Origin of the sequence: Arthrobacter sp. NPDC058127, assembly GCF_042884555.1 — a bacterium.
Classification (GTDB): Bacteria; Actinomycetota; Actinomycetes; order Actinomycetales; family Micrococcaceae; genus Arthrobacter.
In genome coordinates this window covers 167,253-188,836 of sequence record NZ_JBHVTT010000005.1, presented here as the reverse complement: position 1 = coordinate 188,836, position 21,584 = coordinate 167,253, and the positions used below count along the sequence as shown (strand labels likewise).

Annotated in this window: 21 protein-coding genes and 1 riboswitch; of the genes, 9 read left to right on the top strand and 12 right to left on the bottom strand. The window is 65.0% G+C overall.

All coding sequences use genetic code 11. The features are described from left to right. Positions 1–88: 88 nt before the first annotated feature. Both ACFVTG_RS10115 and ACFVTG_RS10110 read right to left on the bottom strand, forming a co-directional pair. A complete protein-coding gene (locus ACFVTG_RS10115) occupies positions 89–1,060 on the bottom strand; it encodes an Lrp/AsnC family transcriptional regulator (protein WP_390280047.1) in 972 nt (323 codons plus the stop codon). 99 nt (positions 1,061–1,159) lie between these two features. Then, positions 1,160–2,446, bottom strand: a complete 1,287-nt coding sequence (locus ACFVTG_RS10110; RefSeq protein WP_390280045.1) for an MFS transporter — start codon at positions 2,444–2,446, stop codon at positions 1,160–1,162. A gap of 102 nt (positions 2,447–2,548) precedes the next feature. Here ACFVTG_RS10110 and trmB point away from each other — a divergent pair, with 102 nt between their 5' ends. From trmB to ACFVTG_RS10095, 3 genes are all read left to right on the top strand, one after another. Next, complete coding sequence (gene trmB / locus ACFVTG_RS10105; RefSeq protein WP_390280043.1) at positions 2,549–3,472, top strand: tRNA (guanosine(46)-N7)-methyltransferase TrmB; 924 nt, start codon at positions 2,549–2,551, stop codon at positions 3,470–3,472. A 76-nt stretch (positions 3,473–3,548) separates the two neighbouring features. Further along, positions 3,549–3,647: riboswitch (glycine riboswitch) on the top strand. Positions 3,648–3,800: 153 nt separating this feature from the next. Further along, positions 3,801–4,826, top strand: a complete 1,026-nt coding sequence (gene lipA / locus ACFVTG_RS10100) for a lipoyl synthase (RefSeq protein WP_390280041.1) — start codon at positions 3,801–3,803, stop codon at positions 4,824–4,826. A gap of 16 nt (positions 4,827–4,842) precedes the next feature. After that, positions 4,843–5,655, top strand: a complete 813-nt coding sequence (locus ACFVTG_RS10095) for a methylenetetrahydrofolate reductase (protein WP_390280039.1) — start codon at positions 4,843–4,845, stop codon at positions 5,653–5,655. Between the two features lie 21 nt (positions 5,656–5,676). Here the strand turns inward: ACFVTG_RS10095 and ACFVTG_RS10090 are convergent, their stop codons facing one another. Beyond that, positions 5,677–6,384, bottom strand: a complete 708-nt coding sequence (locus tag ACFVTG_RS10090) for a zf-HC2 domain-containing protein (RefSeq protein ID WP_390280037.1) — start codon at positions 6,382–6,384, stop codon at positions 5,677–5,679. Further along, complete coding sequence (locus ACFVTG_RS10085) at positions 6,381–6,881, bottom strand: sigma-70 family RNA polymerase sigma factor (RefSeq protein WP_284752887.1); 501 nt, start codon at positions 6,879–6,881, stop codon at positions 6,381–6,383. The genes ACFVTG_RS10090 and ACFVTG_RS10085 overlap by 4 nt, the downstream gene beginning before the upstream one ends. A gap of 154 nt (positions 6,882–7,035) precedes the next feature. Between ACFVTG_RS10085 and ACFVTG_RS10080 the strand changes: the two genes are divergently transcribed. Continuing rightward, positions 7,036–7,587 (top strand): hypothetical protein, encoded by a 552-nt coding sequence (locus ACFVTG_RS10080; RefSeq protein ID WP_284752886.1) that lies wholly within the window; start codon positions 7,036–7,038, stop codon positions 7,585–7,587. Between the two features lie 146 nt (positions 7,588–7,733). On the opposite strand, the gene ACFVTG_RS10075 is transcribed toward ACFVTG_RS10080, so the two are convergent. Beyond that, complete coding sequence (locus ACFVTG_RS10075; protein WP_390280035.1) at positions 7,734–8,594, bottom strand: hypothetical protein; 861 nt, start codon at positions 8,592–8,594, stop codon at positions 7,734–7,736. A 167-nt stretch (positions 8,595–8,761) separates the two neighbouring features. Between ACFVTG_RS10075 and ACFVTG_RS10070 the strand changes: the two genes are divergently transcribed. Genes ACFVTG_RS10070 through ACFVTG_RS10060 form a run of 3 tightly spaced genes read left to right on the top strand, consistent with a single transcriptional unit; the run spans position 8,762 to position 12,843 of the window. After that, positions 8,762–12,163, top strand: a complete 3,402-nt coding sequence (locus ACFVTG_RS10070; protein WP_390280033.1) for an SNF2-related protein — start codon at positions 8,762–8,764, stop codon at positions 12,161–12,163. Between the two features lie 45 nt (positions 12,164–12,208). Continuing rightward, on the top strand, positions 12,209–12,664 hold the full coding sequence (locus ACFVTG_RS10065; RefSeq protein ID WP_390280031.1) for a hypothetical protein: 456 nt from the start codon (positions 12,209–12,211) through the stop codon (positions 12,662–12,664). Next, on the top strand, positions 12,592–12,843 hold the full coding sequence (locus tag ACFVTG_RS10060) for a hypothetical protein (RefSeq protein WP_390280219.1): 252 nt from the start codon (positions 12,592–12,594) through the stop codon (positions 12,841–12,843). Before ACFVTG_RS10065 ends, ACFVTG_RS10060 begins: the two co-directional genes overlap by 73 nt. Before the next feature lie 4 nt (positions 12,844–12,847). Here ACFVTG_RS10060 and ACFVTG_RS10055 read toward each other — a convergent pair whose 3' ends face one another. The 7 genes from ACFVTG_RS10055 to ACFVTG_RS10025 form a co-directional block, all read right to left on the bottom strand. Beyond that, positions 12,848–13,270 (bottom strand): heat shock protein transcriptional repressor HspR, encoded by a 423-nt coding sequence (locus ACFVTG_RS10055; protein WP_269995195.1) that lies wholly within the window; start codon positions 13,268–13,270, stop codon positions 12,848–12,850. A 29-nt stretch (positions 13,271–13,299) separates the two neighbouring features. Further along, a complete protein-coding gene (locus tag ACFVTG_RS10050; RefSeq protein WP_284752868.1) occupies positions 13,300–14,265 on the bottom strand; it encodes a DnaJ C-terminal domain-containing protein in 966 nt (321 codons plus the stop codon). Positions 14,266–14,558: 293 nt separating this feature from the next. After that, on the bottom strand, positions 14,559–15,221 hold the full coding sequence (locus ACFVTG_RS10045; RefSeq protein WP_390280028.1) for a nucleotide exchange factor GrpE: 663 nt from the start codon (positions 15,219–15,221) through the stop codon (positions 14,559–14,561). Positions 15,222–15,223: 2 nt separating this feature from the next. After that, a complete protein-coding gene (dnaK, locus tag ACFVTG_RS10040) occupies positions 15,224–17,089 on the bottom strand; it encodes a molecular chaperone DnaK (RefSeq protein ID WP_390280026.1) in 1,866 nt (621 codons plus the stop codon). Positions 17,090–17,230: 141 nt separating this feature from the next. Beyond that, complete coding sequence (locus tag ACFVTG_RS10035) at positions 17,231–18,112, bottom strand: DUF817 domain-containing protein (protein WP_390280024.1); 882 nt, start codon at positions 18,110–18,112, stop codon at positions 17,231–17,233. A 6-nt stretch (positions 18,113–18,118) separates the two neighbouring features. Next, positions 18,119–18,925, bottom strand: coding sequence for an oxygenase MpaB family protein (locus ACFVTG_RS10030; RefSeq protein WP_390280022.1), 807 nt, complete (start codon positions 18,923–18,925; stop codon positions 18,119–18,121). Positions 18,926–18,976: 51 nt separating this feature from the next. Then, complete coding sequence (locus ACFVTG_RS10025; RefSeq protein ID WP_390280020.1) at positions 18,977–19,702, bottom strand: TetR/AcrR family transcriptional regulator; 726 nt, start codon at positions 19,700–19,702, stop codon at positions 18,977–18,979. A 160-nt stretch (positions 19,703–19,862) separates the two neighbouring features. Between ACFVTG_RS10025 and ACFVTG_RS10020 the strand changes: the two genes are divergently transcribed. Next, entirely contained in the window at positions 19,863–20,798 is a 936-nt protein-coding gene (locus ACFVTG_RS10020) for an NAD-dependent epimerase/dehydratase family protein (protein WP_390280017.1), read from the top strand. Between the two features lie 120 nt (positions 20,799–20,918). Continuing rightward, positions 20,919–21,581, top strand: coding sequence for a hypothetical protein (locus ACFVTG_RS10015; RefSeq protein ID WP_284752862.1), 663 nt, complete (start codon positions 20,919–20,921; stop codon positions 21,579–21,581). The last annotated feature ends 3 nt before the right edge of the window (positions 21,582–21,584 follow it).

Genomic DNA, 21,584 nt, shown 5'->3' with positions numbered 1-21,584 from the left:
AGAGGTCTCCGTAAGGTTTTTTGATGCGCGGGGCATCCGGTTCAGGGCAGGAGTGAACCAAGGTGGGAGGATCGGGTTTCTAAATGATTCAGTCGAGGGCGGGCATGCGCACGCCACCGCGCTTGTACGCCCGCACCACGAGGGAACTGCGCACGGCCAGGGCACGTGCGGCCCATGGGGACGACGTGAGGAAATCGCGCAATTCGTCCAGGCTCGCGAGGGTGACGTCGGCCATGAGCTGGAATTCGCCCATTGCCATGACCGCATAGCGGACCCCGGGAGCTTCAGCGAGCAGCCGGCCAACCTCGACGGCGTCGGCCGGGGCAGTGCGGACCCAGACTACGGCTTCGATTGGAAGGCCGATATCCGCGGGCTCGACGATCGCCCGGACACTCAGCGTGCCCTCTTCGAGAAGGGTGTTGAGCCGTCGGCGCACGGCCGGGGCGGAAAGCCCCACGGCTTCCCCGAGCTCGGCGACCGGAACGCGGCCGTCAGCCACGAGGATCCGCACAAGGTGGGAGTCGACGTCGTCGAGCACTCCATTCACGCTCGGTCGGGACGGCGGAGGAGGCACTTCCTGGAGCGCGGCAGTTTCCTCTGCGGTGACCGGACCCGGGTGCCATTCAGCCACCGTGCGGAAGTACTCCATGACGGGCGACGCGCTCACCTGCACCACGCCGTCGAGGGCTGGGAGTTCCTCCAGCACAAGGCTCGAGAGGCGCCCCGGACGGGCCTGCACTTCGAACAGGAGACGAGTCGGCCCGGTGAGCGCATAGACGAAAATGGCGTCCGGGTCGCCCGAAAGCTCCTCCGCGATGGCGAGCAACCGGGAGGGCTCGCAATGAACTTCCACAAGGTGGGTGGGGCCAAGGGTCACCAGGCCGGCCACGCGCACGATGCTCGAATCCAGCAGTGCGATGCCGCGGCGGGTCACCGTGCTGAACGGCTCGCCCAGGACCTCGGCGATCCGCCGCCAGGAGGCACGGCCATTGACCTGGAGAGCGCCGACAATCCGCCGATCGAGCCCGTCCAGCTCGCGCGAGGGTGCCAGCATGACCATATACCCGATTATGCCGCCTCGCTGCGTTCCCTCCCCAACTGGCTCGCAGTTGTTGTCGTTTAGAGGCCTGATAACGACAACAAATGCGAGTTGGTTGGGTCAGCTGACGTAGCGGTTCCGGCCGGCGCGGAAGCCAAAGAAGCCCGCCAGGGATCCCACCACGAGGAACAGGATGCCGGCCGCCGCGAACCCACCGGTCGCTTGATGCAACTGGCCGACCATCAGGGTTCCCGTGGAACCCAGGCCATAGCCGACGCCCTGCATCATGCCGGAAAGATGCGCCGCGGTGTGGGAATCGCGGGTACGCAGCATGATCATGGTCAACGCCACGGCGGTGAGGCTCCCTTGCCCCAGTCCCAACAGCCCGGTCCACACCCAAATCAGGTCCGTGGGGCCGAAAATACTCAAGGCGAAGCCGCCGCCGGTCATGAGCGCCACCACGGTGTTGATGACGCGCTGGTCCTTGAACCTGGCCGCGAGCCCAGGAGCGATGAACGAACCAAGCATCTGCAGCACAATCGACACGGACACGATCAAACCGGCTGTCCCGCCGTCGATCCCGCGATCACGCAGGATCGGCGCCAACCAGGCGAACACGCTGAAGGACATCATCGCTTGCAACACCATGAAGATGGTGACTTGCCAGGCGACGGCGGAACGCCAGACGTTCGTACCGCCGTCGGCCGCGTTGTGCCGGACGGGATGCTGGCGGATCGCGAGCGGCAGGAAAAGCAAGAGTACGACGGCGGCGGGCAGCGCCCAGAACCACAGCGCCGAAGTCCAGTGTCCGGCCGCGGTAAAGACGGGATAGGTGAAACCGGCGCCAAGCGCGGCAGACGCGCAAATCGCCGTCGTATATAGCCCGCCCATGAGCCCAAGGCGATGCGGGAAGTCACGCTTGACCACGCCGGGCAGCAACACGTTGCAGAGGGCGATCGCGGCGCCGCACGCCGCAGTTCCGACGAGCAACGCGGGCAAGTGCCCGGCGCCGGCGAGGTCCACGGGACGGATCAGCAGCCCGGCTGTCAGCACAGCCATCGCGCCGAGCAAGACCCTCTCGGCACCGAAACGGCGGGCCAGGATCGGCGCCAGCGGCGCGAAGACACCGAGCAAGGTCACCGGCACAGTGGTGAGGACAACCACCGCCCAGCCCGGCAGCCCGGCGTCGGCGGTGACTTCCGGAAGGACCGCCGAAAAGCTCGAGAACACCGTCCGCAGGTTCAGCCCGATGAGCACAAGGCAGATCCCCAGGAAGACGAGTCCGCCGCGCGTCCTGACCTGGGTGGGCTCGGCGGCGGGAAGCTCGTCGATTTCGGCGTCGACGAGGATCTCGGGAACGGCGAAGTGTGGCTTGGTGTTCTTTGGGGCGCTTGAAGCGGGGGTCACCAACCCATTCTGGCAGTCACCCCCGTGCGCCGGCGCCTCGTGACGGGAGCGTACGCAGGTTCCGCGGCGGGGCTTTGACCGTGCAACTGTATTCTGGAGGAGATGAGTGAAACCCCAGAATCCCCTGAATCACCGCAGTCTTCGCGCCCCGTGACCCCAGGCAGCCAGGCCTCCTTCGGCACCTATGGCGGCCGGCCGGTCAGTTTCGTGCGCCGCGGGACGCGGCTTCAGGGTCGGCGCCAAGCGGCGTGGGAAGAGCACTCGGACCGCTGGGCCATCCAGGTTCCGCGGCATGTCGCCAACACGTCCGTGCACCCGGACTACGTGTTCGACGCCGAAGCGGAGTTCGGCCGCAAGGCACCGCTGATTGTTGAAATCGGTTCGGGACTCGGCGACGCCGTATGCCACGCGGCCGAAGAGAACCCGGACAAGGACTTCCTCGCCGTGGAGGTCTACACCCCGGGCCTGGCCAACACGATGATCAAGATCAACAGTCGCGGCCTCAGCAACGTCCGCGTCGTGGAAGCCAACGCCCCGGAGGTCCTGGCCACCATGCTGCCTGCGGGGTCAGTGAGCGAGCTCTGGGTCTTCTTCCCCGACCCCTGGCACAAATCTCGGCACCACAAACGCCGCCTTATCCAGCCCGCGTTCGCCGAACTCGCCGCGAGGTCCCTCAAAAAGGGCGGCTTGTGGCGGATCGCCACCGACTGGTCCAACTATGCCGTCCACGTCCGTGAGGTCCTGGCCGGTTCAACCGAGTTTGAAAACCTGCACGACGGCGAGCGGGCCGGCGCGGACAGCCCCCTCACCCAAGTGTGGGAATCGGGAGTCGAAGCCATGGTGGGCGGGGCCCCCGTCAAGGAAGGCCGGGCACCGGTCAGCACCGAGCACACCGGCCCCAACGAGGGAGTGGACCACGTGGGCGGATGGGCTCCGCGCTTCGACGGCCGCATCCGCACCAGCTTCGAAAACAAGGCCCACGAGGCCGGACGCATGATCTTCGACCTCAGTTATCGCAGGATCTAGCTTCATAGGTTCTTTGCGTGCCGCACGGGCACCGGATACCATGTGAGACGTGTCACCGAAAGGCGGCACATGCTTATGATCTGCGGCGGGAGAGCCCTGCCGGTACGTTTCAGCAGGCGCCGTAGGAGCAAATCCTCCCCAGGAATCTCTCAGGCCCATGTACCGCCGCGGCAAGGCAACTCTGGAAAGCAGCCCGGGAAACCGGACTCACCGACGGTGCAAGCGTCCAGCCGCGAGGCAGGACGCGGAAACTCTCAGGTCCAATACAGAGCGGGGAGGAACCGAATCATCGTGGTGCGTCCGCGCCACCTGAATTATGGAGTTCCTCATGACCCTGGCACCTGAAGGCCGTAAGCTGCTGCGCGTTGAACAGCGCAACAAAGCCGTCCCGGTCGAACGCAAGCCCGAGTGGATCAAGGCCAAGGTCCAGATGGGACCGGAATTCGTGGGCCTGAAGAACCTCGTGAAAAAAGAAGGCCTGCACACCGTCTGCGAGGAAGCCGGCTGCCCGAACATCTTCGAGTGCTGGGAAGACAAGGAAGCGACCTTCCTGATCGGCGGCTCCGAATGCACCCGCCGCTGCGACTTCTGCCAGATCGACACCGGCAAACCCTCCCCCGTGGACATGTTCGAACCCACCAAGGTCGCCCGCTCCGTCCAGGCCATGAACCTGCGCTACGCCACCGTCACCGGCGTCGCCCGCGACGACCTGGCAGACGAAGGCGTCTGGCTCTACGCCGAGACCGTCCGCAAGATCCACGAACTGAACCCCGGCACCGGCGTCGAACTGCTCATCCCCGACTTCTCCGGCAAACCCGAACACATCCAGGCGATCTGCGACTCCGCCCCCGAGGTCTTCGCGCACAACGTCGAAACCGTGCCCCGGATCTTCAAGCGCATCCGCCCCGCGTTCCGCTACGACCGCTCCCTGGACGTCATCACCCAGGGCCGGGCCCACGGGATGGTCACCAAATCCAACCTGATCCTGGGCATGGGCGAAACCCGGGAAGAGATCTCCGAAGCCCTTACCGACCTGCACGCCGCGGGCTGTGACCTGATCACCATCACCCAGTACCTGCGCCCCTCCGAACGGCACCTGCCCGTGGACCGCTGGGTCAAACCCCAGGAATTCGTCGAACTCGCCGCCGAAGCCGAGGAAATCGGCTTCCTCGGCGTCATGTCCGGCCCCCTGGTCCGCTCCTCCTACCGCGCCGGACGCCTCTGGGCCACCGCGATGCGCAAAAAAGGCCGCGAAATCCCCACGCACCTGGCCCACATCGCCGAAGGCATCCAGGACTCCGGCACCACCCGCCAGGAAGCCCGCACCCTCCTCGCACACCACGCGACGGCCTGATCCGCAAGGAGCCAGCATGTTCCCCACCCGGATTGAAATCATCCCCTCAGACGGAATCGTTGAGAAAGTCCAGGCCGCTGTGCCGCTTTCCACAACGCTCACCGTTACCTGCCTGCCCCACCACGGCATCGCGCGGACCATGGAGGCTTCCATCAAGCTCAGCCTCCTCGGCTACAACGTGATTCCGCACCTCTCGGCACGCGGGCTGGAGCACCGGGCGCAGCTTTCCGGCATCCTCCGGGACTGCGAAACCGCCGGGATCACGGAAGTCTTCGCCATCGGCGGAGACGGACCTCTTGGTGCCGGCCCCTATCGATCAACCCTTCCCCTCTTGGCAGACATCGCAGAGTACTCCGGCGGCAGCATCACAGCGGGCATCGCCGGTTACCCCGAGGGGCATCCTTCCGTGAGCGGGCTGGACTTGCTCGACGCCCTGCTGGCCAAACAACACCTGGCCACGCACGTTGTCACGCAAATGTGCTTCTCCGCCCCGACGATCCTCGACTACGCAGCACTCCTGCGCCGGGAAGGCGTCGAGCTGCCGGTGTGGGCAGGCGTGGCCGGGGCCGTTCCCCGGACCAAACTGCTGGCCCTGGCGGCCCAGATCGGCGTCGGGACGTCCCTGAAGTTCCTCAGCAATAAAGGAACACTTGCCCGGAAGCTCCTAGGCGGGGACAAGTACTCACCGGAAGGCCTCGTTTCCGAGCTCATGGCGCACCCGGATGGTGTCTCGGGAATCCATCTCTACAGTTTCAACCGACTGGACATGCCCGCCTGGGAGCGAAACGATCTGCCAGATCCTGAGGCCAGAGAAGCAGCATCCGCCTAGCCGCATAGGTCCCGGAAACCCCTAGCTCCCCGGGACCGAAATCACGGCGACCGTCTTTTGGTTGTCATCGCGCAGTTCCACGCCCGAAATCCCGGCGAGCTGGACCGGCGTCGCACCCGTGACCTTGATGTGGCCGCTGGACGTCGCGGTCCATCCGCAGGCCATTTCCTCCGTGCCGTCGCGGCCCTTGACCCACAGGTACATCGTGCCTTGCGGCGGCATGCTGTGCCCTTCCAGCTGAAGCTCGGTCCCCCACGCCTTCCTGACGAGCCCCACGGTGAGCTGCAGGCCATTGTCCGTCTGCACGGAGTAGCTGGCGTCCGGCTTGGGTGGCTGGTTCAACACGGGACCCGCCAATATGCCCACCCCAAGGCAGGCCGCGGCGACGGCACCCACCAGAGCCGTCCACCGCCGTCGGGATTTCCGTCGCCGTGCTGCCATTTTCAGGAGAATCGGCTGCGGGAGCCTTTCCGAAAAAGCCCCTATAAGTGAGCGCGCGTCGGAAGGGGCAGCGGCGGAAGGCTCGACGGCGGGGCGCCCGGCGGCGAGCGCGACGGCGTCGGGCACGGGGACGGCGTCGAGGAGGGCCGGGAGGCTCTCCAGTTCCCCCAGCTCGAGCCGGCAATCAGCGCAGCTTGCCAAATGCTCCTCGAAAACCCGGGCCTCGGCGGGCTCGAGTCCGCCGAGCAAGTAGGCGCCCAGCAATTGGTGAAGTCCTGTTTCGTTCACCGCTGCACCCCCATTTCGTCGAGAATCGTGCGAAGCGCCCTGACGGCGTAGAAGGCCCTGGATTTCACCGTTCCGCTGGGGATGTTGAGCCTCAGCGCGGCCTCGGTCACCGTGAAACGTTCGTAATGCAGGGCTACCAGGACCTCCCGGTGTTCGGTGCTGAGCCTCAGGAGCGCTTCCTCCATAAGGACCCGGTTGAGGAGTTCATCCACTCGCTCGGTGGCCTCCTCCGGGTCCGCCATGTCTCGTTCGGCGGCCTCTGCCGGGCGCCGCTGGGCCTTGCGGTAGTTGTCGATGATGACATTGCGGGCAGTGCGGAACAAATAGCTCCGCAGGCTGCCCGTGATCTGCGGGGCGTGCTGCCATACGCGAAGAATGGTTTCCTGCACTACGTCCTCGGCCAAGTGCGCGTCGGGCGTGCAGCTCAACACGAAGCGGCGCAAGGCTGTGCCGTGGTCGCGGTAGATCGCGGCCACCACGTCCTCGTCGAGCGGCATCGGCGCCTCCTTGGTGCTCGGCTTCCCCTTCTCCTGCGATACGACGTGCCCGCCACGAAAAAGGTTCAAGCCCTGTGAACCATTCTTCACCCGGCGGCGTCGTACGGGTTAGCTTCCGGCACGTCCATGACCGGTCCAAGCGAAGGAGCAAACCATGAAGAAGCAACTCGGCACCGGGCTCGGAATTCTTGCTCTGGCCATCGCCCTCACTGCCTGCGGAGGAAGCCCCGGCGCATCCTCCACATCCTCAAGCGCAACCAGTCCCAGCTCCGCGGCGTCGAGTTCAAGCGCTCCGGCGTCGAGCACTCCTGCCGGCGCGGCGGAACTGAAGACGGCGTCGTCGAGCGTGGGCGAGAGAGTGGTTGCGGCGAACGGCAAGAGTGTCTACGTCTTCTCGAAGGACGTCAAGGATTCCGGCAAGAGTGCCTGCACCGGCGGCTGCGCTACCCTCTGGCCCCCCGTGACAACGACGTCGGCCACGCCGGCGGTTGATGGGGTGAGCGGAACCATCGGCACCATCCCCACGGCAGACGGCAAGATGCAGATCACCATCAATGGGATGCCCATCTACTTCTACTCCAAGGATGAAGATTCCAGTGACACCTACGGCCAAGGCGTGGGCGGTGTCTGGTCTCTGGTCAGCCCGTCCGGTTCCATGGTGACCCCGAGCAGCAGCACCCCAAGCGGCAGCAGTATGGGCTACTGAAACCCTCGCTCACCTTTGAACCCCAAATGGCAAACGCTCGCTCAGATCTCTCCGGAGCGGCCGGCAGATCTGAGCGAGCGTTTGTCCAAAAGGCCTCAAAGGTGAGCGAGCGTCCTCCCCGGAAGCCTTAAAGGTGAGCGGGCGTTTTAGGCGTCCTCGAACTCTTCAGCGTCCTCGAACTCCACCGCGGCGATGATCTCCTTCGTCTCAGGGTGGATCATGAAGGCTTCGTCGTCCTCTTCGATCATGATGTAGTTGCCGTGGTCCGTGGCGAAGTGCCAGGCGAGGACCGTCTCGCCGTCGTGCTCGTAGTTGGGATCGCCCATGGTGATCTTCTCGAGCTGGTAGCCGGCAACGTCGCACAATTCACGGATGATGAGCTCGAATTCAGGGGCGTTCTCGAGTTCGGCTTCGGCGGCCTCGGCCTGGCGCTCTTCGAGGTTCGGGATGAGGGCTACTCGCTCGGCGATGTGTGCCTTCAGCTGTTCCTCGTCCAGGTAGAGCACACCGTCCTGGCTGCGGAGCCACGCTGCGTTGAGTTCGATAATGTCTTCGGTTTCCAGGAGGGATTCGAATTCGCCGTCGAGGGCCTCGAGCTCGGCAACGGCTTCGGGTGCCACTTCGGACTCGTCAAGGTCGCCGTCCAGGTAGGCCTCGGCGTCGTCCTCGGACAGCGCGTCGAATGCCGCGGCGGTGCGGTTGAACAGCTCAAGGTGGCCTTTGGCACCCATCCCTTCGAGGCCTTCGCGGACAAACGCATCCACCTCTTCGCGTTCCGGGACCGTGAAGACGTACTGGGCGAAACCGCCAGCGAGTGCCTGGGTCAGGTAGTAGTCCACAAAGTAGCTGCGCAGGGCGTTGGTAGCGATTTCCTCATGGTTGAGGAGCTCCTCGTACATCTCGTTGACCACGGTGACGTTCGCGTCCACAACGTCTGCGTTGTCGGCCTCGATGCTGTCCTTCGTCAGAACTGTTACGTACCTGAAGGTGGTCTCATTGCTGGTCATGGGATTTCCTCACTGCTTGGAAGCTTGTGCTGCTCCGGACCCTTTCAACGTACGCGGGGGCGGTTGTCGGGCAAGCTAGGCAGAGGTGAACGTCCGGCAAAGTTTCAGGGCTGCTCCGTGGGCCCTAGGATTCATAGATAGCCTCCTGCCGAAAGTAGCCTTAACGAATGCCTTCCCATTCAGACGATTCCTGGGAACTGGCGATTCAGACACCCGCCATTAACGACCGCTCCCTCGCGGCCGGCCTCGCATATGCCATGGGAAGCCGGGTCAGCGGCATCACTTTCGACTCCGCCACGGGTCTGATGATGGGCAAGGTCAGGGGCAGCGGCCCATCTGCGTATTCGACGTCGGCCAAGCTGGTCCGTAAGCCCGGCGGCTGGAGCTGCACTGTGGGAGTGTGCAGTTGCCCCGTCCGCAAGGACTGCAAACACGTGGCCGCCCTGCTCTTCGCCGCCGAAGACCATCCCGCCGTGCGGGCACAGCTGCTCAGCGCGCCCGCGTTCGGACAGACGGCCCAGCCTGGGACAGCCGTGCAGCGCCCGGCCTGGGAGCAGGCACTCAGCAAGCTCATCGCCACTCCGGGGACCACCCCGCAAGGCCAGGGCCTCCCCTTGGCACTGGCGTTCGAGGTGGAAGAACCGGCCCCGCACTTCTCCTACACAGGCCGGCGGGATCCTCTCCGCAGCGTGCGCCAGCTCAAGGCCCGCCCGGTGATGATGGGGGCCAAGGGCAAGTGGATCCGGGGCGATGTTTCCTGGACCAACCTGAACTACCTCGGCTACAAGCGCGAGTTCAACGAAGCCCATATCGACTGGATGCAGAACTTCCTGGCCGCGCATTCCACCGCTGACTACCGGCAGCTCACGTCCAGCATGTGGATGCTCCTCAACGAGTTCGCCGGCAAGAACCTATGGAGCCTGCTGGCCGAAGCCTCGAAAGTCGGGGTTTCCCTCATCCACTCCGGCGGGACCGAGCCGATCCGCATTGCGGCGGATCCCGCCGTCGTCGGGCTTGACCTGAGCCGGCCCGACGACGGACTGCAGCTGGCGCCGTCGGTGACCTTGGGCGGCGACGCCCTTGATCCGGCGGCCTTGGGCTTGATCGGACGCCCGGCGCATGGGTTGTTCTTCACGGGCCCCGGCGAGGGGCACTTGCCCGGCGTACCGGCACCCGGGAACCTCATCACTCTGGCCCCTTTGGAGGGCGGCGAATCGCAGGAACTCCTCGATTTCGTCATGGGCGCATCCCGGCTCCAGATCCCGGCGAAGGACGAAGAACGATTCCTCACGGCGTTCTATCCGAAACTCAAGCAGTCCACGCGGGTCACGGCAGCGGACCATTCCGTTGAGTTGCCGGTCCTCGCCGTGCCCATGCTGTCCCTGCTGGCGAACTACGGCTCCGACCACCGGGTCCGGTTGCACTGGGAGTGGCACTACAAGGCCGGTAAGCTCGTGACGGCCCAGCCCCTCTGGCGGCACCCGGACGACCACGGCTACCGCGACGACGCCGCGGAAGCCCGGATCCTGGAGTCCCTGGGCCGGCCTTGGGATGTGGTTGCCGCGCTGGGCGAGTCGCCGAGCGGCGGTTGGGGGGCTCCACGGCTGGCGCCCTCGGTGGCTCTTGATGGCCTGGACACGCTGGCCTTCACCGAGGAGGTGCTTCCCCGCCTCCGCGAGCTGCCCGACGTCGTCGTGGATACCTCCGGCGAGATCGCCGACTACCGCGAGGCCACCGAAGCTCCCGTCGTCTCCATTTCGACCAAGGCCACCGACAGCCGCGACTGGTTCGATCTCGGCATCGTCATCACGCTCGAGGGCGAACCTGTGTCCTTCGCGGCGGTGTTCTCCGCCCTCGCGGCCGGCCAGAGCCGGATGCTGCTGCCCAGCGGCGCCTACTTCTCGCTGGACCTGCCCGAACTGCACCAACTCCGCGCGCTGATCGACGAAGCCAGGTCCTTGCAGGACAACCCGGACCGGCACGGCACCCTGCAGATCAGCCGTTTCCAGGCCGGGCTCTGGGATGAGCTCGCGCAATTGGGGATCGTCGACGAGCAGGCGGCCGCATGGCGCGAGGCCGTGGGCGGATTGCTCGACGACGGCGTGACCGGGCTGCCGCTGCCGGGCTCGCTCGATGCCGAGCTGCGTCCGTACCAGTTGGAGGGCTTCAACTGGCTGAGTTTCCTCTACCGCCACAGCCTGGGTGGCGTCCTGGCCGACGACATGGGCCTCGGCAAGACAGTGCAGGCGATCGCCTTGATGTGCGCGGCAAAGGAGCACGCCGAATCCGGCGCGGGTGGGGCGGGTGGCTCGGGTGGCGGCGCTCCCTACGCCCCCTTCTTGGTCGTTGCCCCCACCAGCGTCGTGGGCAACTGGGCCGCAGAGGTGCAACGCTTCGCGCCCGGCCTGAGCGTGAAGACCATCGGAGAGACCTTCGCCAAGAGCGGCGCGGATCCGCAGGAATCCATGGCCGGGACCGACGTCGTCATCACCTCTTATGCGCTGTTCCGGATCGACTACGAGGCCTACGCCGCCAAGGAATGGGCCGGGCTCATGCTCGACGAAGCCCAGTTCGTCAAGAACCACCAGTCGAAGGCCTACCAGTGCGCCCGGAAGCTCCCGGCATCCTTCAAGCTGGCGATCACAGGAACGCCGCTTGAGAACAACCTCATGGAATTCTGGGCGCTGACCTCAATCGTGGCACCAGGGCTGTTCTCCAGCCCGCGCCGCTTCGCGGAGTACTACCAAAAGCCGGTCGAAAAGAACGGCGACAAGGGCCAACTCGCCAAGCTCCGCCGTCGGGTCCGCCCCCTCATGATGCGCCGCACCAAAGAGCAAGTCATCAAGGACCTGCCGCCCAAGCAGGAACAGGTGCTCGAAGTGGTGCTCAACCCGCGGCACCAGAAGGTTTACCAGACGCATCTGCAGCGTGAGCGGCAAAAGATCCTTGGGCTCATCGACGATGTCAATAAGAACCGCTTCACCATTTTCCAGTCGCTCACCCTGCTGCGGCAGTTGAGCCTGGATGTTTCCCTGGTGGACGAGTCCTTGTCCGCGGTGCGCTCGTCCAAGCTGGACGTGTTGTTCGAACAGCTGGAGGACATCGTGGCCGAGGGGCACCGGGCGCTCATCTTCAGCCAGTTCACGGGGTTCCTGGGCAAGGTCCGGGAGCGGCTCGACGCGGAGGACATCGAGTATTGCTACCTCGACGGCAGCACGCGGAACCGGGCCGACGTCGTGAGCGAATTCAAGAACGGTGCAGCGCCCGTGTTCCTCATTTCCTTGAAAGCCGGCGGCTTCGGCCTGAACCTGACCGAGGCCGACTACGTGTTCCTGCTGGACCCGTGGTGGAACCCCGCCTCCGAAGCGCAGGCCGTAGACCGCACCCACAGGATCGGGCAGGCGAGGAACGTCATGGTCTACCGATTGGTGGCCAAGGACACCATCGAGGAAAAGGTCATGGCGCTCAAGACCAAGAAGTCGCAGCTGTTCGCGGATGTCATGGAAGGCGACGCCCTGGCCGGTGGCGCGCTGACGGCGGAGGACCTGGCCGGGCTGTTCGCGGAGTAGGGTCGCCCTGAAGCAACCGTTTCGACGTGGCCTAGTCTGGACCGCATGGCTATCATCCACAGAGCGACCCTGAGTCCCAGCAAACTTGAACTCATCGAAAAGTACTTGCCCGTTCAGCCGTGGTTCACCCAGGACGGCTCCGCACCGCCCGAGCTGCTCGGAGCGTACCGCTTCGATGATCCGGACGGCGAAGTCGGCCTCGAGACCCACCTGGTCTCCCACGGCGGCAAGGTCTACCAGGTTCCCCTGAGCTATCGGGGTTCGGAATTACCCGGCGCGGAGGACTCGCTACTCGGGACCATGGAACACTCCGTGTTGGGCACGAGGTGGGTGTACGACGCCTGCGCCGATCCCGTCTACGTCACTGCCCTTGCCACCGCCTCCTCACTGGACAGCGGGAAGCCGAACAGTTCGTGGACGTGGACGGCGTGCTGGAGCCACGCAAGAGTTCCGTCGAGGCCAAGGGCAGCGGAACTCCCGGTAGCGAAGTCCCTGCACTGACCCCGGCAGCCCCGATTACCGAACACAGCGTCACCAGCATCGACGCCGGTGAGCTCACACTGCTGGTGAACCGTGTCCTGGATCTGGGGACCCAGGGTTCGGAAGATTCGGCTGCCCTTCGGGGCACGTGGGCCGGACAGGAAGCGACGGTGCTGCTGGCGTCCCTCTCGCAGCACTAGAGGACTACTCCCCCGGTCGCGGCCGCCACACCACAACTGCCTGGGACCGCGCCCGGGGGCGCTGCCCGCGGGCCAGGCTGACGACGTCGCCCGCTGCTCCCGCGGCGAAAACGCGGGCCTCCATCGGGCTCCGCCGGCGCTGCAGTTCCTCGCTCAACTCGGCAACGCGGAACTGCAGCGCGGCCACCTGGTTTTCGAGCTCAAGGATTCGCTTGATGCCCTCGAGGGACACGCCCTCGTGGGAGAGCCGCTGGACCTCGCGCAAACGGTCGATGTCGCGCTGGGAGTAACGCCGCGACTTGCCCGGGGCACGGCTCGGCGACACGATGCCGAGGCGGTCGTACTGGCGCAGGGTCTGCGGATGCATGTCAGCCAGTTCGGCCGCGACGGAGATGACGAAGATCGGCTGGTTGATGTCGATGCCCATGCCTACGTCCCCTCCCATGTGTTCTGCCGCTACAAGCGGGCCTTGGCGGCCAGGTCGTGGCGGGGATCGGCGTCGGCAGTGGCTGCGGCGAATGCCTTGACGGCCTCCTCGGCCTCTTTGTTGAGGTTCTGCGGGACGGCGACGTCGATCGTCACCAGCAGATCCCCGGTCCCCTTCGATGTTTTGACGCCTCGTCCCTTGACGCGGAGCGTGCGCCCGGAAGGCGTGCCGGCCGGGACGCGGACGGTGACGGAGTCGCCGTCGAGCGTCGGCACGTGGATGTTGGAACCCAAAGCCGCCTCCGCGAAGGTGACCGGCACATGGATGCGGATGTTGTCGCCGTCGCGGTTGAAGAAATCGTGGGGCTTGACGTTCACCGTGATGATGAGGTCCCCGTTGCCGGCGGCACCGGGGTTGCCCTTGCCGCGCTGACGGACCTTCTGGCCGTCCCTGATGCCCGCCGGAATCTTCACGTCGATGACGTTGCCGTTGCTTTCGCGCAAGCTCACCGTGGTGCCGTGAATGGAGCCGGCAAAGGAAATCGAGGTGGATGCCGTGCGGTCGCTGCCTTTTTGGGGAGCGCGCTGGAAACCGGTCTGTCCGCCGCCGAAACCGCCGCCGAAGAGATCAGCGAACTCGGGCGGGATGCCTCCAGCACCGGCAGGCTGGCGCGCGCCGCCGCCGAAAAGCCCTCCGAACAAGTCCTCGAAACCGCCATTGGCCGGCCCGCCGCGAGCTGCTCCCGGAGCGAAGCGTGCCCCGCCCATGGCGCGAATGGCATCGTACTGCTGGCGCTCCTCGGCATCCGAGAGCACCGAATAGGCCTCCGAGATGTCCTTGAACTTCTTTTCCGCAGTAGCATCCCCGGAATTGGTATCCGGATGGTACTTCCGCGCAAGCTTGCGGTACGCCTTCTTGATGTCAGCGTCAGAGGCGTCCTTGGCGACACCAAGGATGGCGTAAAAATCCTTCTCAACCCAGTCCTGGCTGGCCACTCGGCTTCTCTCTTTCGTTTCCGTGTTCGGTTGCGTGCGCTACGCGATGCATAGGCCCCCGCCCCTTCGCGTGGCGGCTAAGTCCTACGGACTTCAGCCGCCACGCTCCGGCAGGCCCGATGCCACTCCCGGGGCCTATGCATCGCTTCGCGCCTGCTGTCATCTCACCTGAGGCGAGCTTACAGCGGGCGCGAAGCCGGATATGGGGCGGCGGTGTGGAGGGCACCGCGAAGCGGGCACCGCCCCATATCCGGCGAAGCGCCAAGGTGAGCACACATAGCGCGGTGAGAACCTCAGGCCGGCACAGCCACAATCACCTGGGCCGCGCGCAGCACGCGGTCGCCGGACCGGTAGCCGGAGCGCAGCACTTGGCTGACGGTGTCTACTTCGATGTCCTCGCCCGGTTGCTGGATGAGGGCTTCGTGGATCGTGGGGTCGAAGTCGACTCCGGTTTCCGCGATGCGCTCCAAGCCGTACGTCTTCAGCGCGTTCTCCAGTTTGGCTGCGATCGCGGCGAACGGGCCGTCCACGAGGTCGCCGTGCTGGCGGGCGGCGTCGACGTCGTCCAGCACCGGCAGCAGGGAGTTCAGGACGCCGATGACGGCCATTTCCCCTGCGACGGCGCGGTCGCGTTCGACGCGCTTGCGGTAGTTGACGTACTCAGCCTGCAGTCGGAGGAGGTCGTTGCGGAGTTCCGCGGCCTCTGCTTCTGCAGCGGCTCCGGGGGCTACCGACTCTTCAGCCGGAACCTCCATGCCGTTGAGGATTTCCTCAGCCTGGGACAGGGCGTCGCCCTCGGCGGCAGCGGCGTTGGAATCAGCTGCCGATCCTTGGGCGTGGCGGGCGGCCCCGGTCTCCGGGTCAACCTTGCGGTTGTCCCGAATGACCGGCTTGTGCTGCTCGTTGCCCTCGTTGTTGGAAGGTGAGTGCTCTGCGTCGTTGCCGTGGTGAGGCATGCTTACTTCTTTTCGTCTTCGTCGATGATCTCGGCGTCGACGATGTCCTCGTCGGCAGCCTTGGCATCAGCGTGAGCGCCTTCAGCACCTGCGGCGCTGCTTGCGCCGTCCGGGGAACCGGCCTGCGAGTAGATCGCTTCGCCGAGCTTCGACTGCGAGTGCTGCAGCTTCTCGAAAGCGGTCTTCACTGCTGCGTCGTCGGTGCCCTCGAGGGCCTTCTTGAGGGCGTCGACGTCGGCCTTGACCTCGGTCTTGACCTCTTCAGGCAGCTTGTCGTCGTTTTCGGCGATGAGCTTGTCCACGGAGTAGGCGAGCTGCTCGGCAGTGTTGCGGGTGTCGGTAGCCTCGCGGCGGGCCTTGTCCTCGGCTGCGTGTTCCTCGGCTTCGCGGACCATGCGGTCGATGTCTTCCTTCGACAGCGCGGTGCCGCCGGTGATGGTCATCGACTGCTCCTTGCCGGTGCCCTTGTCCTTGGCGGAGACGTGGACGATGCCGTTGGCGTCGATGTCGAAGGTGACCTCGACCTGGGGGACGCCGCGCGGTGCCGGAGCGATGCCGGTCAGTTCGAACGTGCCCAGCGGCTTGTTGTCGCGGGTGAATTCACGCTCGCCCTGGAAGACCTGGATGGCCACGGACGGCTGGTTGTCGTCAGCGGTGGTGAAGGTCTCGGAACGCTTGGTGGGGATGGCCGTGTTGCGCTCGATCAGGTGCGTCATGACGCCGCCCTTGGTTTCGATACCGAGGGACAGCGGGGTGACGTCGATCAGGAGGACGTCCTTGCGCTCGCCCTTCAGCACACCGGCCTGGAGGGCTGCGCCAACGGCGACAACTTCGTCCGGGTTGACGCCCTTGTTGGGCTCCTTGCCGCCGGCAAGTTCCTTCACGAGGTCGTAAACGGCGGGCATACGGGTGGAACCGCCCACGAGAACGATGTGGTCGATTTCGGAGAGCTTGATGCCGGTCTCGGCGATGACGTCGTGGAACGGCTTCTTGGTGCGCTCGAGCAGGTCCTTGGTGAGGTCCTGGAACTTGGCGCGGGTCAGCTGCTCGTCCAGGTGGACCGGGCCGTCGGGGGTGACGGAGAGGTACTGGAGGGAGACGTTGGTGCTGGTGGAGGAAGAGAGTTCCTTCTTGGCCTGCTCCGAAGCCTCGCGCAGACGCTGCAGGGCGATCTTGTCCTTGGAAAGGTCGATGCCCTTGATCTTGAGCTGGTTCAGCAGGTAGTCAACAACGCGCTGGTCCCAGTCGTCGCCGCCGAGGCGGTTGTCACCGGCCGTGGCGCGGACCTGGATGGTGGAGAAGCCGTCTTCGTCCTTGCCGACTTCCAGCAGGGAGACGTCGAACGTTCCGCCGCCGAGGTCGAAGACCAGGATGAGTTCGTCTTCCTTGCCCTTGTCCAGGCCGTACGCAAGTGCAGCGGCGGTGGGCTCGTTGACAATGCGGAGGACGTTCATGCCGGCGATTTCGCCGGCTTCCTTGGTGGCCTGGCGCTCGGCGTCGTTGAAGTAGGCCGGGACGGTGATGACAGCGTCGGTGACCTTTTCGCCGAGGTAGCTCTCGGCGTCGTTCTTCAGCTTCATGAGGATACGCGCGGAGATTTCCTGCGGCGTGTACTTCTTGTCGTCGATGGCAACGGACCAGTCGGTGCCCATGTGTCGCTTCACGGAAGCGATGGTGCGGTCGATGTTGTTGACGGCCTGGCGCTTGGCAATTTCACCAACCAGGACTTCACCGGACTTGGAGAATGCAACGACCGACGGCGTGGTGCGTCCACCCTCGGCGTTGGCAATGACGGTGGGCTCGCCACCTTCGAGAACAGAGACGACGGAGTTGGTGGTTCCGAGGTCGATACCTACAGCGCGTGACATATGTTGCTTCCTTTCAATGAAACCGGGTTGAGCGTTCTTCACTCAACTGTACTCAGGCCCCGTTCGATGTCAATCCAAAGTTGAGTCGAGTACGCTCAACTTTGCGGATTCACGGCCAAGGAACCCCGGAAACACGGAGATTTACGCGCGATTTCGCCGTGGGAGAACGCCCGTCGTGTCAGGCGGCATCGGCTTGTAGACCCATGCCACCAGCACCACGGAGATGATCATCAGGAGGAACCACGAGACAAGCTTGTCCGCCGACACCAAATGCCAGCCGTCCAACTGGCTCGGATACAGCCAGGCGTGCGACCAAGTGGCGATGTTCTCGGCAATCCAGATAAAGAGCGCCACCAGCAGGAACGCGACGACCAGTGGCATCCGGAACCGGCGCCGAAACACCCGGAAGTGCATGACGCAGCGACCATAGATCACGACGACGGCGGCCAGCAGGACCCAGCGGGCATCAACGGTGTAGTGGTGCGAAAAGAAGTTCACATAGATTGCCGCAGCCAGGACCGCAGTGATCCAACGCCGCGGATACCGGGCGAAGCGCAAGTCGAAAACCCGGTAAACCCGCACCATGTACGAGCCGACCGCCGCATACATAAAGCCGCTGAAGAGCGGAACGGCGCCGACCCGCAGCACGCCCTCAGCCTCATAGGACCACGAGCCGACGCCGGTCTTGAACAACTCCATGACCGTTCCTACCAAGTGGAAGAGCACGATCACCCGGAGCTCGCGCAAGGTTTCAAGCCTCGTGGCCACCATCAGGATTTGGATCACGACGGCGGCGATCGTCAGGAAATCGTTCCTCGCGAGGCCGGCTTTGGCCGGGTACCAGAGGTGCGCGCCGAAAATGACGGCAAGGAGCGAAGCGCCGAAGATGCACGCCCAGGCCTGTTTGAGGCCGAAGACGGTGAACTCCGTGAGCCTGGACCGGAGTCCTTGGTCCGACGCGCCGACCAGGAATCGGCTCGCACTCCCGTCGATAAGTTCCTCTACCGCGGTGAGCTCACGCATGGGCGTCTACTCGCCAAGGCCGGTCTCGCCAAGGCCAAGCTCGCCCGGTCCGAGCCGACCAAGATAGTAGTTTTTCGGCCAATGCCTGACTTTTTCCGGCAGCCTTGGATAAGCCGCCGCCAAGAGCCGGATGGTGCCGTCGAAGCTGCGTCGATGGCGGGGCTTCCACGGAAGTCCGAATCCCGCACGAAGCTCCTCAGGCAGCAGGCCCGCGGTCAACAACCGGACCAACGGCATGCTCAAGCGCATCAAGAACGGTCCGCTCGTGGGGTACAGGAGCTCGTGGGCCACCCTCAAAGCGGCTGCATCCGGTTCGAGGTTCCGCAGGGATTCGTCCAAATAGCGCGCGAAGGCCGGGCGGTCGGCAGGCCAGAGCTCCGCGGGAAGCTGCAACGCTGTCCCGATCCGCGCATACTCACGGTAAATACGATCGGCAGTGTCGTCGTCGAGGGCTCCATGGACCTTTTCGTAAACGGTGACGGCGGTGTCATAGAGGGTCGCCACCACCCAGAGCTGGGATTGCGCGTCGAAGGCGTTGTACCCCGCGGTGGAATCGTCCGCCGTCCGTCGAACCGGGGCGTGCGCACGATTCACAGCTCGGCGCACCGCTGTCAGTTGCTGTTCCGAGCCGTAGATAACGGCGTAGACGTACGTCATGGTGGCGCGCAGCCTGTCCAGCGGCCGTTCGGCGAAATTGCTGTGCTCCGCGACGCCATGACCGACCGCGGGATTGGCGATCTGCATCAGGATGGCGCGGCCTGCTCCGGCGAGCAAAACGCCCTCCGCACCGATGTCAGAAAGTCCACGGGCCATGCAGTTACTGTACCTTCGCGCACCGTCTTTCATGCACGGTTGCGAGGGCGGCTACAGCCCCACGATCCCCTGCAGGACCTCGAGCTGGTGCTCAAACAGCTCGTCGCGCGCGGCGAAGGTGTCAGCCCCGTATTGGCCGAACACCTCGAAGCTGACCGCCCCGAAAACCGACGTCCACACCAGCACACCCCGGGCCAACGCGGGTTCGGGAACAGTCACGCCCAGTTCGGCCCGGATGGCCGCTAGGTCTGCGGCAAGGGCAGAAGGAACGGCGACGGCGGGCGCCACTTCGGCGGCCAAGGCACCGGCGCGGTAGGCGGCGTCGAAGATCCCCACCATCCGGTAAATCACCCGCGTTCCGGGTTCCGTAGTGCGCTCTGCGGGCGCCTGGTATCCGGGCACCGGGCTGCCGAACAGGAGGGCATACCTTGCCGGCTCGCGCAGGGCCCACTGGCGAACGGCCCGCCCGAGCGCCAGGAACCTGCCACGGTAGTCGTCCCCCGGGAGGGCATCGACGGCGGCATCCACTTCGTCGCCCAGCTCGCCGTAAGCGTCAATCAGCAGGAGGGTCAGAAGTTCGTCGCGGCTCTCCACATAGCGGTACACGGCGGAGGACACCACGCCGAGATCGCGGGCGACCGCCCTCAGGGACAAACCCGCGGCGCCATGCAAGGCAAGGTGCTGGCGGCCCAGCCGGATGATGTCCGCCACGGTCTGGGCCCGGGCCCGCTCGCGGGGCGTCGCTTGTTTGGCCACTGCGGCGGAAGGGAGGTCCATGCATCCAGCATGCCACAAAGGAGAGCACTGACAACAAATGTGAGCAGTGCTCTTGACATGCGATTCAGCAAGGTTCATTCTGAGTTCAGAGAGCACTGCTCTCTGAACTCAGGTTTCCACCAAGAGGAACTCGGTTCCCAGCCAGAAAGCGAGCAACACCATGTACGTCGTCACAGGAGCAGGCCCCGTCGGATGGACCATCGCCGAGCAACTCGCGGACCGCGGAGAGCAGGTGCGCGTCCTGACCCGCTCAGGCGGCGGCCCGGACCACCCGCTGATCGAAAAGCTCCGCGTGGATGTCTCGGACCCGGCCAAGTTGGCGCAAGCCTTCGACGGCGCCACGGCCGTCTTCCACTGCATCCACGGTTCTGCCTACCGGGCCAAAGCCTGGGCGGCCGAGCTTCCAGGAGCAGAGCGCGTGGTGATGGACGCCGCGGCGGCGGCGGGCGCCGTCGTCGTCTTCCCTGAGAGCCTTTACTCCTATAGCGAGCCGGACAAGACCATCACCGAAAGGAGCCCGCGGGAAGCGGCCGGTGGCAAGCGCGGGATCCGCTCCGCCTTGCTGAAGGCCCGGCAAGCCCACCCGGCGAATACCGTCAGCGTGGTGGCGGGCGATTTCTTCGGGCCGCGGGCCCGCATGGCGCATGCCGGCGAGCGCATGGTCCCCCTGGTCCTCAAGGGCAAGCCGGTCCAGGTTCTCGGAAGCGCCAAGCAGCCACACTCTTTCACCTATGTCCCGGATCTTGCCGCAGCCATGATCGCCGCGGCCCAAAAGCCCGAACTCTGGAACTCAGTGCTGCACGCCCCCACGGGACCGGCAATGACGATGCGGGAAATTGCGGGAAACTTCGCACGCTCGGCTGATCTTCCCGAACCGAAGCTGAGTGTGGTTCCAGGCTGGCTGCTCCGGACCCTTGGCCTGTTTTCAACCGACATGCGGGAGCTGGCCGAAATGCTGTACCAGTTCGAGCGGCCGTTCGTCATGGACTCCACTGCGAGCCAGACCAAGCTCGGCCTGCAACCGACGCCGCTTCCTAGCGCGATGGCGGCGACCGTGGCCTGGTGGCGGGATCAGGAAGCCGTGGCCGCCCGCTGAGCCAAACCAGAACCATCGAATGGAGTTACGCCTGTGATCCCAGTGACTCGCAGGCCACTGCGGGAGTAACCTATAGCACATCGGCTGTGCTGGACCACTTTGTGGGACTGGGGTGTCACCGTGGGTGTTGTGAGATCGTCGTTGACCGAGCTCCTCGGGATACTTTCGGACGCCGTTTCGCCCGAGCGTGTCCGCTTCGACGACGGCTCCGAACCGCCTTCCGGTCAACCAAGCGATGCCGCTGTCACCGTCCACGCCGTCGCCTTGAACCGGGTTGGCCGCTCCCGGCGTGAAGGCCCGCTGCTGGACCTCGAGCTCAAAGTTGCCGTGGAATGCCACGGCCCCACGCAGCTGGACAACATGGAGAAACTCCTGCTGGCCCTTGAACAAAACACCCAGTACTCGGTGGTCTCCAGTGGCGAATTCCAGCCGGACGAATACGATTCCGGCATCCGCCAAGGCCTCGGTTTCCTGATCCGCGTCCCGGTGGGGATACGGCTCGACGAGCCTTTCGGACCGCCTGTCACTGAACCCCTCATCGCGTCCACCACAGTGGCCCGCCGGATCCACGGCCGGCTGGTCGACGTCCACAACAAGGGCATCCCCGATGCCTACATCCGCCCGCATTCGTCCGCCGCCGCCGTCGTGAGCGATCCCACCGGCCATTTCGAGGTCCTGGCCTCGGCAGACGAACTCCAGCACTTTGTCGTGGCAGTCCGCGGCACTGAACGTGAAGTCTCAGCAGACACGAGCAGCCTGCCGGTCATCATCCGGTGGGAGTGAAAG

Bases quoted from the DNA above. Each gene is read 5' to 3' on its own strand.
- ACFVTG_RS10115 (WP_390280047.1), bottom strand. From the start codon at position 1,060: ATGGTCATGCTGGCACCCTCGCGCGAGCTGGACGGGCTCGATCGGCGG.
- trmB (WP_390280043.1), top strand. From the start codon at position 2,549: ATGAGTGAAACCCCAGAATCCCCTGAATCACCGCAGTCTTCGCGCCCC.
- lipA (WP_390280041.1), top strand. From the start codon at position 3,801: ATGACCCTGGCACCTGAAGGCCGTAAGCTGCTGCGCGTTGAACAGCGC.
- ACFVTG_RS10095 (WP_390280039.1), top strand. From the start codon at position 4,843: ATGTTCCCCACCCGGATTGAAATCATCCCCTCAGACGGAATCGTTGAG.
- ACFVTG_RS10085 (WP_284752887.1), bottom strand. From the start codon at position 6,881: ATGCCGCTCGACGAGGACGTGGTGGCCGCGATCTACCGCGACCACGGC.
- ACFVTG_RS10080 (WP_284752886.1), top strand. From the start codon at position 7,036: ATGAAGAAGCAACTCGGCACCGGGCTCGGAATTCTTGCTCTGGCCATC.
- ACFVTG_RS10075 (WP_390280035.1), bottom strand. From the start codon at position 8,594: ATGACCAGCAATGAGACCACCTTCAGGTACGTAACAGTTCTGACGAAG.
- ACFVTG_RS10070 (WP_390280033.1), top strand. From the start codon at position 8,762: ATGCCTTCCCATTCAGACGATTCCTGGGAACTGGCGATTCAGACACCC.
- ACFVTG_RS10065 (WP_390280031.1), top strand. From the start codon at position 12,209: ATGGCTATCATCCACAGAGCGACCCTGAGTCCCAGCAAACTTGAACTC.
- ACFVTG_RS10055 (WP_269995195.1), bottom strand. From the start codon at position 13,270: ATGGGCATCGACATCAACCAGCCGATCTTCGTCATCTCCGTCGCGGCC.
- ACFVTG_RS10045 (WP_390280028.1), bottom strand. From the start codon at position 15,221: ATGCCTCACCACGGCAACGACGCAGAGCACTCACCTTCCAACAACGAG.
- dnaK (WP_390280026.1), bottom strand. From the start codon at position 17,089: ATGTCACGCGCTGTAGGTATCGACCTCGGAACCACCAACTCCGTCGTC.
- ACFVTG_RS10035 (WP_390280024.1), bottom strand. From the start codon at position 18,112: ATGCGTGAGCTCACCGCGGTAGAGGAACTTATCGACGGGAGTGCGAGC.
- ACFVTG_RS10030 (WP_390280022.1), bottom strand. From the start codon at position 18,925: ATGGCCCGTGGACTTTCTGACATCGGTGCGGAGGGCGTTTTGCTCGCC.
- ACFVTG_RS10025 (WP_390280020.1), bottom strand. From the start codon at position 19,702: ATGGACCTCCCTTCCGCCGCAGTGGCCAAACAAGCGACGCCCCGCGAG.
- ACFVTG_RS10020 (WP_390280017.1), top strand. From the start codon at position 19,863: ATGTACGTCGTCACAGGAGCAGGCCCCGTCGGATGGACCATCGCCGAG.